The 15,151-nt window shown below is 41.0% G+C and carries 12 protein-coding genes; 3 read left to right on the top strand and 9 right to left on the bottom strand.

Annotation, left to right across the window (positions count from 1 at the left end; translation table 11 throughout):
• Nucleotides 1–48 precede the first annotated feature (48 nt).
• Nucleotides 49–408, bottom strand: a complete 360-nt coding sequence (locus QNN06_RS12750) for a CBO0543 family protein (protein WP_284037678.1) — start codon at nucleotides 406–408, stop codon at nucleotides 49–51.
• 201 nt (nucleotides 409–609) lie between these two features.
• Between QNN06_RS12750 and QNN06_RS12745 the strand changes: the two genes are divergently transcribed.
• Nucleotides 610–2,163 (top strand): TerD family protein, encoded by a 1,554-nt coding sequence (locus tag QNN06_RS12745; RefSeq protein WP_213116010.1) that lies wholly within the window; start codon nucleotides 610–612, stop codon nucleotides 2,161–2,163.
• A 48-nt stretch (nucleotides 2,164–2,211) separates the two neighbouring features.
• On the opposite strand, the gene selB is transcribed toward QNN06_RS12745, so the two are convergent.
• Entirely contained in the window at nucleotides 2,212–4,098 is a 1,887-nt protein-coding gene (selB, locus tag QNN06_RS12740) for a selenocysteine-specific translation elongation factor (protein ID WP_284037677.1), read from the bottom strand.
• Nucleotides 4,099–4,652: 554 nt separating this feature from the next.
• A complete protein-coding gene (gene coaW, locus QNN06_RS12735; RefSeq protein ID WP_284037676.1) occupies nucleotides 4,653–5,465 on the bottom strand; it encodes a type II pantothenate kinase in 813 nt (270 codons plus the stop codon).
• A gap of 95 nt (nucleotides 5,466–5,560) precedes the next feature.
• Here coaW and QNN06_RS12730 point away from each other — a divergent pair, with 95 nt between their 5' ends.
• Nucleotides 5,561–6,034: a GNAT family N-acetyltransferase gene (locus QNN06_RS12730; protein ID WP_284037675.1), complete on the top strand. Its 474-nt coding sequence runs from the start codon at nucleotides 5,561–5,563 to the stop codon at nucleotides 6,032–6,034.
• 41 nt (nucleotides 6,035–6,075) lie between these two features.
• On the opposite strand, the gene QNN06_RS12725 is transcribed toward QNN06_RS12730, so the two are convergent.
• The 3 genes from QNN06_RS12725 to QNN06_RS12715 are packed head-to-tail and all read right to left on the bottom strand — an operon-like array spanning nucleotide 6,076 to nucleotide 7,846.
• Nucleotides 6,076–6,531, bottom strand: coding sequence for a GNAT family N-acetyltransferase (locus tag QNN06_RS12725; RefSeq protein ID WP_284037674.1), 456 nt, complete (start codon nucleotides 6,529–6,531; stop codon nucleotides 6,076–6,078).
• 56 nt (nucleotides 6,532–6,587) lie between these two features.
• Nucleotides 6,588–7,166, bottom strand: coding sequence for a histidine phosphatase family protein (locus QNN06_RS12720; protein WP_213116888.1), 579 nt, complete (start codon nucleotides 7,164–7,166; stop codon nucleotides 6,588–6,590).
• An 8-nt stretch (nucleotides 7,167–7,174) separates the two neighbouring features.
• Nucleotides 7,175–7,846 (bottom strand): HAD family hydrolase, encoded by a 672-nt coding sequence (locus QNN06_RS12715; protein ID WP_284037673.1) that lies wholly within the window; start codon nucleotides 7,844–7,846, stop codon nucleotides 7,175–7,177.
• A 189-nt stretch (nucleotides 7,847–8,035) separates the two neighbouring features.
• Here QNN06_RS12715 and liaG point away from each other — a divergent pair, with 189 nt between their 5' ends.
• Nucleotides 8,036–8,896 carry a LiaG family protein gene (gene liaG, locus QNN06_RS12710; protein ID WP_284037672.1) on the top strand — a complete coding sequence of 287 codons (861 nt, stop codon included), beginning with the start codon at nucleotides 8,036–8,038 and terminating at the stop codon, nucleotides 8,894–8,896.
• 1,108 nt (nucleotides 8,897–10,004) lie between these two features.
• Here the strand turns inward: liaG and QNN06_RS12705 are convergent.
• From QNN06_RS12705 to QNN06_RS12695, 3 genes are all read right to left on the bottom strand, one after another.
• Nucleotides 10,005–10,589 carry a uracil-DNA glycosylase gene (locus QNN06_RS12705; protein WP_284037671.1) on the bottom strand — a complete coding sequence of 195 codons (585 nt, stop codon included), beginning with the start codon at nucleotides 10,587–10,589 and terminating at the stop codon, nucleotides 10,005–10,007.
• A 99-nt stretch (nucleotides 10,590–10,688) separates the two neighbouring features.
• Complete coding sequence (locus QNN06_RS12700) at nucleotides 10,689–13,826, bottom strand: AAA family ATPase (RefSeq protein ID WP_284037670.1); 3,138 nt, start codon at nucleotides 13,824–13,826, stop codon at nucleotides 10,689–10,691.
• Entirely contained in the window at nucleotides 13,823–14,968 is a 1,146-nt protein-coding gene (locus tag QNN06_RS12695; RefSeq protein WP_217034079.1) for an exonuclease SbcCD subunit D, read from the bottom strand. Before QNN06_RS12695 ends, QNN06_RS12700 begins: the two co-directional genes overlap by 4 nt.
• Between the last annotated feature and the right edge of the window lie 183 nt (nucleotides 14,969–15,151).

The raw sequence follows: 15,151 nt of genomic DNA, 5'->3' as shown, positions 1-15,151 counted from the left end.
ACTAGGAACATGACAATAACAAATATGCCTGACCAAAATAAATTCCAATTATGATGATAAGTGATCGCCCCTAATTTTATTTGACACATATTCAAGCACGAGGAACATCACTACATAAAAGCAGGTATACATTACTTGAATCGATAATTTTTTCCTAAAAGGGTATTTTGATAAAAAAATCCATGTAGACAAGGGCATTCCTATTAATATAAGTAACATCATCGGAATGATGGCTGCCGGCAATCCATTCGGTTCCATCTGCCAAAGCTGGTATTTATAGCAAATAATTTCGTATAATGCATTCCCCAGTGAGGAAAATAAAATGGTGGGATAATATTGTTTCCAATCCCTATCTGCCAATTTAAAGGCAGCAATTATCCATAGAATCGAATAGATAATGGCAATCATAAAATCTCTCCTTCAGATTTTATAATCCTAGTAAATGTAAATTTTTATCCCCCTCAAAATTTTTCTTCATGACATCCTTTGTATTTCAAAATGAAACTTTTTTGGGCTTGGTCCGTAAATATAATTATGGTCTTGTATTAGGAATTTTCCCCCTATTAGAAAATAGAGATAAAAAGAGTGAAATAATAAGGAGTGAAAAATGTGGGTGTTAAATTAAGCAAAGGTCAAAAAGTGGATTTAACAAAGTCCCATCCCGGCCTTCAAAAAGTTGTTGTGGGATTGGGTTGGAATATCAATCAAAACGGTTCGAATTTTGATTTGGATGCATCCGCTTTTTTATTAGGTCCATCAGGAAAAGTGCAAAGCGATCAGGATTTTGTTTTTTACAATAATCCATCCGGAGGGAATGGAGCCATTATTTATAGCGGCGATAATCGGATTGGCTCCGGCGATAAAGACGACGAACAAATACGAATTGATTTAAACCGGGTACCGGCTCACATCCACCGTATCGCCTTTACCATTACGATTCATGATGCCCAGGCGAAGCGGCAAAATTTCGGACAAGTATCTGATTCCTATGTTCGAATATTTAATGAGGAAAACAATGAAGAATTATTGAGGTTTGATCTAGGCAGGGATTTTACAGTTGAAACCGCGATTGTCGCAGCGGAGATATATCGTCATAACGGAGAATGGAAATTTAATGCCATTGCCAGCGGATTTCAAGGCGGATTAGCTGCCCTTTGTGGAAATTTTGGGGTAACTGTTGATGATGCCCCTGTCAATTCGTCCTATTCTGCTCCGGTTCAGCAGTCTGACCGCCAGCCTGGAAATTCATTTCAACCTAGCTCACCAAATCAGTTCACGGGAAATCCTTTTCAAAGTCAAAGCAATAATTCCTATCAAACGCAGTCCTTTTCCCCGCAGAACGGGAGCCAAAATTATAATAATTATGATCCGTATCGCCAAAGTCAAAATCAATATGATCCATATCCGCAAAGCCAAAATACAACCCAGCAGCCGATCCATCTTCAGCCGGATTCTGCGAACCGACAGCCTGCTTTTGGCTTTCCGTCTCAAACATTCCCATCTTCAACAAACTCACGGTCTACATATGGGGGCGATGATATCGTTTGCCCACGTTGTCATTCTTCAAATGTACGTACCGGTAAAAAAGGGTTTGGTTTGGGCAAAGCGGCAATTGGTGGTTTAATTTTAGGTCCTGTTGGCTTACTTGGCGGGTTTATTGGACATAACCAATTAAAATTTACCTGCAATAGCTGCGGTAGTAATTGGTCCCCTTCTCAAACAGACTACGCGGAATGGGCAAACACGCAAAAAAGACGAGCCCAGGAATTATTTAATCGTTACAAGAGTCAGGATGTATTGGATGCAGTCGTTGCGGCATGTGCTTTGGTTGCCATGGCAGACGGCTACTTGGATGCTTCTGAACGGCAAAAGATGGTCGATTTTGTTAATCAAAGCGAGGAATTGCGGGTATTTGATACTACCAAAGTTATTCAAAGATTCAACTTTTTCGTTTCCAGGATAGAAAATGATCGAATGCTTGGCCGTGCCGAAGCATTCCGGGCGCTTGGAAGAATTCGTACAAAACCGGAAATTGCCCGCTTGGTCGCCCGCTATTGCATTGCCATTGGCTATGCTGATGGGAACTTTGATCATAATGAAAAGCAGATGGTCGTTGATATCTGCCACGAACTTGGGTTAAACCCAGCTGAGTTTTTATCATAAGAATGAAAAAAAGCCTCTGCACTTTGGGATTTTGGCAGAGGCTTTTGACTATTTATTTTTCCAAACTCGCTTATTTTCGACTCGTTTTGTATAACCTTTTGCATCCAGCTTTTCCAAGAACGGAATCATGTACTTGCGCGAAAGTTCAAGGACCTCTTTCGCTTCTCCCACTTCAAATTCGAGCCCCGTAGCGGATTGAAGTTGATAAACGGCTTCTTTAAAAACATCTCCATGATAAGCAAACTGATCATCGAGCAACACAATCAACTCTTGGTCTTCTAGGAATCTTCGTAAATCCCCTTCCAGAGTATCCGGAATGCCTGCAGCCGATAAATAGTCTTTTAAATAACGAACTTTTAACTCATCTTTTTTCAATTCAGCGAGCAGATTTTCCGTCCGTTTTGCCCAGTTTTTTGGAACATGCGGTGAAAACTCAGCCAGCCAGACAAACTGTTCTCTCCGGTAAAATACCTTTTTAGAGATCGCATTTTCTACAACATAATCAAGAAGAGACTTCGAGAATTTCTTTTGCATCGATTGCAGGATTTCAGCTTTATTGATACCTTGCTTCATTGAATTTTGTTGATGGAAATCCTGCAGTCTGTCATAAATATCTTCCTCGATAGACTGGATTAACTGTTGTAATGTATATTCCTTTCCATTAAAAAGAACAAATTCATCATTCTGGAGATGCTCTGATAAGGTTTCTTCGTCAAGGGCAGTCCGTTTAATTAATTCTGGTAATGTCAGACTTTTCGCTTCCAACAAAGCGGCTGTTATTCGTTCTTTAGGAGTGCCGACTTTTTTCTTCTCCAGTTTTCCAATCGTTTGTTCTCCAAAACGATATTTATTTCCTCTAGGATCGATTACCCAGCCGCCGCCAATCGTTTCGGTCGGGCTAGGCCGTCTTAATATGAAACGATCGCCGCGTTTGGTCAGGATTTCTTCCTCAAGTCTTAACTGGCAAAGGATTTCTCCGTTCTCTTCTTTGATTTCATTTCGGTCAAAAAAGACAATCCGTCCCATTACTTCAGCTGTCCCAATATGCAGTTTAATCGGCATCCGCTGCTTGATTAAATGCTCTAATTCCTCCACAACACGAATGGCGACATCTATTATTCTGGTTACAATAAAATGCTCCGAGGAAACAAGAACTTCACCGCGTTCCAAATCTTCCTTTGAGACTCCTGACAAGTTAATTGCTGCACGTTGTCCGGCGTAGGCTTTTGGGGAAGGTTTGTGATGAACTTGAATCTGCCGGGCCCGGACCTCCAGCCCTTTAGGCATGACTTTTAAAGCCTGCCCCTCTTCCACCGTGCCTTCATAAACCGTGCCGCGGACAACTGTCCCCTGCCCTTTCACAGTAAACACCTGGTCAATCGGCAGACGAAACGCGCCTTTGGCATCGCGCATCTCTTGTTCCTTGAGCTTTTTAATGATTAGCTGTTTTATTTCTTCAATTCCTTTTTTGGATAAACTGTCAATTAAAACAAATGGTGCAGCCTCAAATACAGTGCCTTGCAGTTCTGCTAAAATATCATCCTTTACAAGTTCAATGAATTCTTCGTCAACTCTGTCTATTTTTGTAATGGCGATGATCCCGTTTTTGACACCGAGAAATTTTAAAATCTCGAGATGTTCTTTCGTTTGCGGCATGACGCCTTCATCGGCCGCTACAACCAGTACTACCAGATCAATTCCGGCAACTCCGGCAATCATTTGCCGTATAAAACGTTCATGCCCTGGGACATCGATAACGGAAATCTGGATTTCCTCATCTTCATATAATGGAGCAAATCCGAGTTCAATCGAGATTTGCCGCTCTTTTTCTTCTTTTAATCGATCTGTATCAACATTGGTCAGAGCCTTCGTTAGGGATGTTTTTCCATGGTCAATATGCCCCGCCATTCCAATCGTAAAATATCTTTTGTCCAAGCTTGCCACCTTCTTTACCGGTCTTCTACTCTACTGTAGCCTTAATAGGGGGATTGTTCAAGCGAACTTTATGGGACAATTATTTTTTGGTTTTTTCTAGCAAGTTTTTTGATGAAGGACTTTTTCATAAGTCTCTTTGTGTTGATTTTGTCTTTCATTAAGCCTATGAGGGACATTTCCCTCTTTCTCAGAGCTGGTTTTGTCCTTCATTGGGCTTATGAAGGACATTTTCCTCTTTCTATTGATCGATTTTGTCCTTCATTGGGCTTATGAAGGACATTTTCCTCTTTCTATTGATCGATTTTGTCCTTCATTGGGCTTATGAAGGACATTTTCCTCTTTCTATTGATCGATTTTGTCCTTCATCGTGCTTATGAAGGACGTTTTCGTCTTTCTAATGATTGATTTTGTCCTTCATCACGCTTATGAAGGACATTTTCCTCTTTCTCAAAGCCGATTTTGTCCTTCATTAGGCTAATGAAGGACATTTTCCTCTTATCCCGTGTCAATTTAGACTTCATCATCAATTTAATAATTTCAATAGCTGCCCCGATTTAAATTGATAGTAATGCCCCAACCGCACCACAGTACTCCCCATTTTTTAAAAACATTGACTGTAATCCAAGCATCTTCATATAGGTCTCAAGAGACTCTGTCAAAAACGGATTTCCTATCAATGAACTCCCGATGAACACGATTTGTTTCACCTGATGTATGGCTGCAGCCTGTACCGTTAATAGCATAATCGTTTCGGCGATCATATTAGTCAAAGCAGCCATCCTGTCTGCACCGCAATGCTTAACATTCAAACCTTTCGCAAAATTAGCCGCGGTAAGGTCACCGTTAATTGGAGGCTCGTCAGACTCATAAATATCTTTCACAAGTAAATCAAGATTTTCCTTCTGTCCCTTGACTGCCATTTCGGTTAAATGCTGAAAGCCCGACTCATTGGTAAGAATCGTGCCAAGCCCCATGAATGTTCCACCACCAACCCCACTACCGAGTATACGTTCATACCTTTCTCCATCTACCAAATGCCAGGAAGTTCCTGTCCCTACGTTAACAATGATATATGGATCCGGCGTTTTCTTTCCCTCTTCAAGGAAAAATAGCCTGACCCCTTCACAGGTTGCCTGAAATTCAGGAACAATCGTGCCGTTTGGGAAAAATTTTCCCTGCAAAATATGAGCCCTTCCACCTGTTAAAGCAGCCATTACATTCGGGGCAACCGCTTTTAACCAGGAAATAGCGGACTCTAATTCACCGATTGGATATTTTTTATAATGCATTACACCACGTTCTTGAAAAGCAATTTTTATTAGAGAACCGCCTGCATCGATTCCCACCTTTTGCCCCGTCAATCCCATCACCCCTTCAAGAATTACAATTATTTAATTCATTTTAAAAGGATATCGACCCGCCATGTCAAATCCTATATGTATTAAGACTAGGAGGAACAAATATGATTAAACTAGTGAAAGTTTTAAAGGAAGAAGAACAAATCTTGCATAATCTCATGCAATTTTATATTTACGAATTCAGCCAATTTATACCTGCTATCACTTTGGAGGAAAATGGCGCATATAAGCCCTTCGATTTAACACCATATTGGAGCAGTCCCAGCCATCATCCCTTTTTTATAAAAAAGGATGAAGAATTCATAGGCTTTGCTTTAGTAGAAAGTGCCACAGAATCGGAACCAAATACAATTCTAGAATTCTTTATCATTCGCAAATATTCAGGGAACGGCTTTGGAAAATTAGCCGCATATGATATTTTCACTCTTTTCCCGGGGAAGTGGCGAGTCACTCAAATCGAGAAGAACGAACCGGCCAAGGCTTTTTGGAGGAGTACCATTTCAAAATTCACTGGTGGTAGATTCAACGAAACTACTGATGAAAGAAGATGCACTATACAAGAGTTCGTAACGGTTTGATAAAGGGGTACCTTTTTGACACCCCTCCTTAAATTCTTCTGTTATGGTCTTCTTTTTTCAAAATGACTAATGAAAAAGCCCGGGGCTGCCTCCATATCCTCCACCATTTTGAAGCCATTTTTTTGATATAAATTTTTGGCAGGTTGATTGTCCTTACCAGTGGAAACCTTAAATACCTGTATATTCTGGTCAATGTCCTCAACAGCATTTAAAAGTTTCTCGGCAATTCCCTTTCTGAAGTGTTTAGGGTCGACTACCATTCGGCAAATCGTCAGTTCTTTGCCTTCGGTTTCATAAGAAACTGCTCCAGTAAGTTCCCCCATTTCAAAAAAGCCTAGAAAAGATTCACCGGAAATCAGAAATTCCTCAAAGCTCTCCTTTAGAGGCGGGATATCATCAAAGCCTACTATTCTAGCTTCCACTAGATAAGCGGACCTTTGCAGGTTATATAAGTCATTAGCTAGACTTAAATTTTTCATGTCTATTATTTGTATCATAAAGTTAATTCCTTTTAGTAATTTTCTTTTTTATTGCAGCATAAACTATCGACCGACTATTCATTATGAGAAAGATGTTCAACCCGATTATAAGCTTTAATTATCCAACCATTTTCCTCAAAATGAATATCATTAAAACAAGCGTTATCAATCCGCGATTTTCCGTAGCCTAATTCCCCATTAGACAAATGGGCGAGAATGGCATTAATGACTGCCCCGTGGGCGACTAGCAGAACGTTTTTATCCTCGTAGTTGTGTTTGATTTTTTCCAGCCCTCCCATTAGACGTTGAATCAGTGCATCAGCACTTTCTTGATTGGTATAATTCCTCTCAGGGAAGGCCACCCTTATTTCCTCAATGGTCATTCCTTCTGCGTCCCCAAAAGATTTTTCCTTAAAATCGTCCATTACAACTAAAGGAACATTTATATAAGTATTGATGATTTCCGCTGTCTTTTTTGCTCTTTGCAGTGGGCTGGTTATGATCACGTCCCACTGCGAGTTTTTAAGGAATTCGCCGCTTTCCTCGGCTTGCTTTACACCCTTCGCATTTAATGGGATATCCGACCTTCCTTGAAGTCGTCCAATCGCGTTCCAATCAGTTTCCCCGTGTCGTACGATGCAAATCTTCGTAATGTTAATCCTCACCTTTCATTATTTATGTTATCAATGATAATTGGAATCTCAAGCAAATCCTCGATCATATAATCTGTTTCAACTTCATTCAATTGAGTGTCTTTTTTCCAAATTGCTTTCATTCCAAGGTTTCGGGCAGCTTGGACATCGTTCTCGGGATGGTCTCCAACATAAATGCTTTCTTGAGGGAGAACTTTCAGCTTACGTAAAGCTCTGTAAAATATTTCGGGGTCTGGCTTTTTAATCCCTTCCCATTCGGAAATAAGAATCGTATCAAAAAACTTTTCAATACCTAAGGCTCGAATATTATCTAGTTGAAACTGGCCCTTGCCATTCGTAATAATTCCGAGTTTGATTCGCCTCTTCTTTAATACTTCTAGCATACTAATTATGTTTGGAAATGGCACACAGTGATTCTTAAAATTCCCCAAATAATCTTCGAGCAATAATTCCCATTTTATATTATTTATATATAGTTCAGAAATCAATTCCTTATACACTCGGTCCTTCCAAACATAGCCGCGGCTATCCAATTCTATGAATCTAGATATGTAAATTTCTTTTGGAATATGGCCCGTCCATTTTTTGAAGCGCTCATATTGGTTTCCGATAAATTTTTGAACTGAGGCATCTCGGTCCAACATTGTTCCGTCCAAATCAAATAATAACGCCTTTATCATGGTTTGTCCCCCCTTACTCTAGATTACCTGAAACCACCGCTAAAGACATCAGAACATCCACTGAAAGAATTTTTTTATCAAATACACCTCAAGTCTTAGGTAAAAATAAATCCCTGGTACATCGTGGAAAATCAAAGGATTTCTTATGCTATATATAGAAGATGTATGAGGGAAAAGGGGATGAATTTAATGAAGAGAATTTTAATACTACTATTGGTTATAACCGGCTTATATATTGTTTTTAACCAATCCTACACATTCGATGTATTTGGTTCAGGTAAAAATAATGGGCAAGTTGACATTACCGATGATACGAAGGTAATCAAGATAGATGTGGGCAGTGTCAAGACAACCATTATTCCTGAAGACAGGCAAGATTTAAAGGCAGTTTATGAAGGTAAACAAAAGCTGACTGTTAAAGAAAATGGGGATGCTGTAGAGGTTTCGCTAAAGAGTAAATGGTTTACATGGTTCAATTGGGGTAATAACAAAAGCAATCTAAAAATCTACATTCCGCAGGATTACGATAGAGATATGACCATTGATCTTGGATCAGGATATTTAACTTTTTCCGGGGAATCCAAAACTAAACCAATGCATTTACAAAAATTAACTGTTGATATTGGATCTGGATACATGAAGCTTAACAATCTTGATGTGAAAGAGCTTTATCAGGATGTATCATCAGGTAAAGTAGACATCCATACTATTAAAGCTGATAAAGGTATATTTGATCTCAGTTCTGGAGTTCTCGACATTAAGCATTATTCTGGTGCATTAGCAGCCGATGTCAGCTCGGGGAAGCTTGCGGTTCAAGTTGATGAATTAACGGATTCCGTTAAAATGGATGTCAGCTCAGGATTAGTTAATCTTGACCTGCCCGATGATGCTGATTTTAAATTAGATGCCGGGTTTAACAGCGGCGTGATTAAATGCGACTTGCCATTGAAAGAAAAGGTCCAGGATAAAGACAGCATCAATGGTACACATGGGTCTGGAAAGCATGCTGTTGATCTTGATGTATCAAGCGGGATCATTCATATATATTAATCACACTATAAATATGGTTTCCTAGCATTCTAAAAAAAGCGGCGCTTATTAATGATAAAGGATTCACTTTAGAGGTGCATGACCTTGTTTCGGCTTAGCAAATGCCATAGAATTCGACAACAAAATAACATAGAATAGAGTGCTTTATTGAATAGCACTCTTTTTTACTTAGGCTGTTTTCGAGGACTTTGTTCTTATTGGATTAGTTATTCAGGACAGTATTCGATTTTAAGGTTGGTTTTGGTCAAGAGCGGTGATTTGTGAAGGTTTTATTAAGATTTCTTTATTTCGATAACCAAGAACCCTTATTAGCAACCGAACTCATGCTCATTGGCTTTTCTTCATTTCGGTAGCCAAGCACTCCTATTGGCGACCGAACTCACTGAGTTTCCTTCATTTCTGTAGCCAGGCACTCCTATTGGCGACCGAACTCACTGAGTTTCCTTCATTTCGGTAGCCAAGCACCCCTATTGGCGACCGAACTCACTGAGTTTCCTCCATTTCGGTAGCCAAGAACCTCCATTGGCGACCGAACTCACTGAGTTTCCTTCATTTCGGGTAGCCAAGAACCTCTATTGGCGACCGAACTCACTGAGTTTCCTTCATTTCGGTAGCCAAGAACCTCTATTGGCGACCGAACTCACTGAGTTTCCTTCATTTCGGTAGCCAAGAACCTCTATTGGCGACCGAACTCACTGAGTTTCCTTCATTTCGGTAGCCAAGAACCCCTATTGGCGACCGAACTCACTGGGTTTCCTTCATTTCGGTAGCCAAGAACCTCTATTGGCGACCGAACTCACTGAGTTTCCTTCATTTCGGTAGCCAAGAACCCCTATTGGCGACCGAACTCACTGGGTTTCCTTCATTTCGGTAGCCAAGAACCTCTATTGGAACCGGTTTTGGTAATAGAAATGGCATTTAATTTGACGCTAATTTTTCGTTGACAATAAGTATTGTCACTTGATATTTAACTTATTTATTATCTGTCAATTCTTCTTTAATTCACCCTTCAAAACCTTGATACGACAACAAAAAGGCATGCGTCAATTCGCATGCAAATAAATATGCCAAATTGCGTTCGTGCACCTCTTAACGGTACTCTTTATTGTTAAAGAGTGCAGCTTTTTGTATGGTAGTACTCTGCAGCAACCTTCCAATCCTCCAAAAATACTGACCAAAGATTAGGACGGCGCCTGACTGCTAAGGGATGATAGCCGACTACAGTAGGATAACCCTTAATTTCATGAATGGTACCACGAAGTGATTTTACCTCTGCTTCCGGATTGTCGAAAAAGGATTGAACAGCTACATTTCCAAAGCAAAGAATCAGCCTAGGCTGTTTTTCCTCCAGCTGCTGTTTAAGATGTATCATGCATGTTTCACGCGCATGCTCTTTGTCATAGGCTCTTACCGGTTTTCTTTTTAAAATAAAAGTTACATACAAATCGTTCATAGTGAAACCAACTTCATTGGCAGCCTTTTGTAGTGTTTGCCGTGTCCCGCATACAAATGGATTACCTTCCCGGTCTTCACGTGCACCTGGGTTATCAAGGATAATTATAATCGGGGCATCCGGGTTCCCCTCTCCCCATACCATCCTCGAACCATGCTTATCTAAACCGCACTCACTGCAGTTTTTTAAGTTTTCCGGAGTTGGCTCTTCCGGCCATAATATTGGACAAAACTCAGACATGTTATCCCTCCCGCCATTATAAAAACTAATGGTAGTTTAACCTTTTTCTATTTATAAAAATACGAAAAATAGCGAGTGGGTTTCCCCACTCGCTGTTGGTTAATTCGTAAACACAAACTCCGTCCGGCTCCCGGCTTGGCCTGCAATAACCTCAAGTCTTGCATCTATTCGTTCCTTCAATTCCGGAACGTGCGAAATGATTCCGACTAAGCGCCCGCTGCTTTGGATATCCATTAACGCTTCAATCGCCTGTTCAAGTGATTCAGGGTCTAGTGTACCGAAGCCTTCATCAATAAACATTGTTTCCAACGAAACCCCGCCGGCATAGTTTTGTACCACGTCTGCCAGCCCAAGCGCAAGAGACAAGGAAGCCTTAAAGCTTTCTCCGCCTGATAATGTTTTAACGTGCCGTTCCTGGCCTGTGTATTGGTCAAACACCAGCAATTCTAAGCCGCTCTGAGCATTCCCTTTAGCACGGTCTGTTTTTCGCAGCAACTGGAAACGGCCCGACGTCATTTTCCTCAATCTGTGATTAGCTTCTTGTAAAATATCATCCAAGAAAGCTGCCAACACATACCGTTCAAAGGTAATCCGGAAACTGTTCTGGCCCTTCGTGATCTCGTAAAGATGTCCAATCAGCTTATACCGTTCCTCAAGGGCCTTCATATTTTCATTTAATTTTTCAACACGGTTGCAGATTTCCTCGTTATCCCGTTTTTTCACAAAAAGGTCCGTATAATTGCGGTTTAACGCCGCTATTTCACTGTCAATTATCGCAAGCTCATTTTTAAGCCCGTCCAAATCTGGAGTTTTCACATTCATTAATTTTTCCGTTAATTCATTCAATCGGTCGGAAACTGAACGTAATTCCTCCCTAAACCCGCGAATCTCTACTTCGAGACCGTGAATCACAGAATCAGAAAGTTTTGACGCATGATAGACATTATAGTTTTCGAAGCCCTGTTCCACCAATTTATTCTTAAAAATCTCACGTTCAGCAGTTAATTCCTGCTGTTTAGAATCAAAATGCTTCTCGGCGTCCTGCAATCTCGCAGATTCGGCAGCAAGCTTTGCATTTACGGATTGCAAATGCCGTTGTGCCTCTTCTAACTGTTTAATTAACGCATCATAGCGGTTTTTAGAAACGGTAAGTGCCTTTTCATATGTTGATTCAGAACGAAGATTCTCCGGAATTGTATTCATCATTCTCGTCAGAATTGTCTTCTTCTCAGTATATTGAATTGTCAGTTCCGAAACTTCTTGTCCTAATAGTTGAATCGCCTTTTGCAGCTTTTGTTTTTCTAATTCCTGATTCTCCAGTTCCCTTTTGACCAAATCGAGCTTATTCATCTTTTCCGCTAATTTTTGTTGCGTTTCCTGCAGACTATTTTTCTCAGCAGTAAGCTCCGATTTCAGAAGTGGTAAATCAGGTTCGGAGAACTCAGCACGGTAACCACGAATTTCCTTTAGAACTTCCTCTAAAGTTTCCCTTTGTGTATTTTCTGCAGACTGGCACTGGTAAAGCTTTGCTTCATCAAGTGATTTTTCTTTTTCCCATTTGGCCGCTTGTGCTTTAGCTGCCTTCATGTCTTCTTCACTAGGAACACTTCCATCGTGCAGGACGGCTTTAGCAGGGTGATGTTCAGAACCGCAAACTGGGCAAGCTTCCCCCTCGTGCAATTTTGCGGCTAAAAGCGAAGCCTGTCCATGCAGCCATTTTTGCTCAAGTTCTTCCACAAGGGCCTTTGCATCTTGAAATCTGGCTGCCGTATTTTCATATCGCCCTGTAATTACTTGCAGTTCCTGTTTAGCCTTGTGATGGCGGCCAAGCAAGTTTTCAAATTTGTCAAGACGCTCAAGCTCAGACAACAGTTTTTCAACCAGCTGTTTATTTTCAACAAATGCCAGCTTGCCTTTTTCAATTTCTTCCTTTTGCTGCTGAAGGAGTTTTAACCGCTGTTCTGTTAATTCAAGATTACGTTCCGTTGTCACCTGGTTGTTTCTTGCGGTTTGCAAGGAGGTTTCTACCTTAGCAACCTCTTTCATTAAAGATGCAAATGAATAAACATCCTCTTTCATGTTAACTAAACGGTTTACTTCCTCTTGCGCTGCTTGCCGGTCTGCTTCTCTTTCGAGTTCAATTTTAAGGCTAATTTCTGACTGTGCCTTGCTGCTAGTTAATTTTCCTACCTCCGCTTTTAGTGTAGCAACATTAACATTTATTCGATCACATTCGCTCTTCAAACGATGGCATAGCTCTTCCTGTTTGGCTAAAAGGGCAGCTTTTTGGGCACGCTGAACCTGGCTTTCTTTTTCCAAGAACAAATCAACCTGAGATTCCAGGAGAGCCTTCTTTTCCTTAAGTTCTTCCTTCTTCTGCAGTTGTTTGAGCGTCTCTTCTGCTTCAAACAGCTTGCCTTTAAGTGCATCTTGCTGCTTTACCTTTTCCTTTAATTCTTCGGACAATTGCCCCAATAATTCCCCCATACCGGCAATTTCCACTGCTAATAGCGGCATGATGAGAGTGTCATTATCACTTCCGGCAGTAACATATTCCCGTAGTTCATCATTGGTCACTACTTGAATCCGACGAATGGCTTCATTCCTAGCCTGTACTTGGTCTTCAACGGACTTTTTCAGCTCGTTCGCTTCCTCTTTCAGCTTATCCTCAACCATTTTATAAAGCTGCGTATGAAACAGCCGCTGCAAAATGACTTCCTTATCTTTACTGTCCGATGTTAGCAGCTTGCGGAATTCGCCTTGAGGTATCATTAAAATCTGCCGGAATTGATTGGCATCTATCAGCATGATTTCTTTAATTTTTTCCTCGACATCGCTGATTTTGGAGGCTAGCAGCTTTTTCTCCCCTTCGGCGTCCCACATATATAATTCGGCTTTAGCGCCGATTGAAGTGTAGCCGTCACCTTTTTCTTTTGGTTTCAACTGCTGTGGCGAGCGGGTAATGGAGTAGACCTTGCCTCTTAATGAAAAATCTAGTGAAACCTCGGTCAACAAATCATCCTTGGCAAATTGGCTCCTAAGCTCGGGACCGTTACGATCCTCGCCGCTTGCCTTACCGTAAATAGCATAGCTAATCGCATCGAAAATCGTTGTTTTTCCAGCGCCCGTTTTTCCGGATATGACGAACATCGTCCGATTTCCCAGTTCCGCAAAGTCAATTACTTCCGTTTCAGCATAAGGGCCAAATGCTTTAATCGTTAATTTCAACGGTCTCATTTTGCGACTGCCCCCTTCAACACTTTATCGATGATTTCTGTCATGGCTTCTTTTTTATCCACTGTAAATTCAGACGTTGTCATCTCGTTGTAGAATTGTTCAAACAAATCTATCTCCGACTTTTTCTCGCTCCGAAGGGCATTGAAGGATTGTTTTTTCTTTAAATCTGTCATCTCAATTTTCCGCTCTAAATGAAGCACATTCGGGTAAACCTGGCGCAACTTGTTGATAGGGTCAATAAGAGCACCTTCATCTAATAGGTTAATTTTTAAATAATCTTGGGTCCGTTCTTTCTCATAAAATTGCGGGTCGAGCAGTTGTTCGAGATATCCCTCAATCTCACGCATATCATGTGAAGGAGTAAGAGAACGATAACGGTGTTCAAAGTTTCCCGTCTCATCCATTTCAATGATGGAAATAGACTTTCTTTGTTTGGCTTCGGAAAAAGAATATTTTAACAGAGAGCCAGAATATTTAACCTTTTCGTGGTTAATAGCATCAGGGCTGTGAAGGTGGCCCAATGCGGTATAAGAAAACGGTTCAAACAATTCTGCGCCGACGCACCCTGAGCCGCCCACGGATAAGATTCGTTCAGAATCGGATTGAGCTCCGCCTAAAACAAAAGCATGTCCAACCAAAACATTTGGTTCATTCGGGTTTAAAGTTTCTTCGATTTTGCCAATCATCGCTTTCATAGCTTCTTGATGGGAGTGGATGGAATCATCCCCTAAAAGCTGGCGTACGACCCCGGGCTCTGCGTACGGTACGAGATAAAAGTTTACCCCGTTAATGCGGACTGGATCAAAGCTGTTCGTTAGTTTGCCTGATAAATAAAATTGGCTGTGCTTGTACCATGAACTGCCAAACGAAAGGCGCTCCGCGCTGTCATGATTTCCGGCAATGGACACAATCGGGGTTTTCAATTCAACATTTATTTTTAAAAGGATTTCGTCGAGAAGTTCAACGGCATCGGTAGGAGGAACAGAACGGTCGTAAAGATCACCGGCAATGACAACTGCATCTGGTTTCTCCTCCGCTACTACGTCCACGAATTGGTGTAGAACCTCGCGCTGATTTTCCGTCATGTAAACGCCGTGTACCAATTTCCCTAAATGCCAATCAGCGGTATGAATAAATTTCATCTGCATCACTCCATGTTTTAAATACGTTTATACAATACTATTATTATAGCAAAATATATAGCAGGCTGGCCTTGGAAATGGGTTATGTTTTTTGGAAGCTGGGGGGATAATATCCATTGTGTGCGGAGACAATAAAAAACAGTCCGGCACAAGTACCGGACTGTTATAGTTAGTTTGATAAAA

Origin of the sequence: Neobacillus sp. 114 (genome assembly GCF_030127045.1) — a bacterium.
Taxonomy (GTDB): Bacteria; Bacillota; Bacilli; order Bacillales; family Cytobacillaceae; genus Neobacillus; species Neobacillus rhizophilus.
The sequence above is the reverse complement of the archived record's forward strand: the minus strand, read 5'-3'. Positions and strand labels throughout refer to the sequence as shown.

Excerpts from the sequence above, each read along its gene's own strand:
- QNN06_RS12750 (WP_284037678.1), bottom strand. The coding sequence starts at position 408 with ATGATTGCCATTATCTATTCGATTCTATGGATAATTGCTGCCTTTAAA.
- coaW (WP_284037676.1), bottom strand. The coding sequence starts at position 5,465 with ATGGGATTGACGGGGCAAAAGGTGGGAATCGATGCAGGCGGTTCTCTA.
- QNN06_RS12730 (WP_284037675.1), top strand. The coding sequence starts at position 5,561 with ATGATTAAACTAGTGAAAGTTTTAAAGGAAGAAGAACAAATCTTGCAT.
- QNN06_RS12725 (WP_284037674.1), bottom strand. The coding sequence starts at position 6,531 with ATGATACAAATAATAGACATGAAAAATTTAAGTCTAGCTAATGACTTA.
- QNN06_RS12715 (WP_284037673.1), bottom strand. The coding sequence starts at position 7,846 with ATGATAAAGGCGTTATTATTTGATTTGGACGGAACAATGTTGGACCGA.
- liaG (WP_284037672.1), top strand. The coding sequence starts at position 8,036 with ATGAAGAGAATTTTAATACTACTATTGGTTATAACCGGCTTATATATT.
- QNN06_RS12705 (WP_284037671.1), bottom strand. The coding sequence starts at position 10,589 with ATGTCTGAGTTTTGTCCAATATTATGGCCGGAAGAGCCAACTCCGGAA.
- QNN06_RS12700 (WP_284037670.1), bottom strand. The coding sequence starts at position 13,826 with ATGAGACCGTTGAAATTAACGATTAAAGCATTTGGCCCTTATGCTGAA.
- QNN06_RS12695 (WP_217034079.1), bottom strand. The coding sequence starts at position 14,968 with ATGAAATTTATTCATACCGCTGATTGGCATTTAGGGAAATTGGTACAC.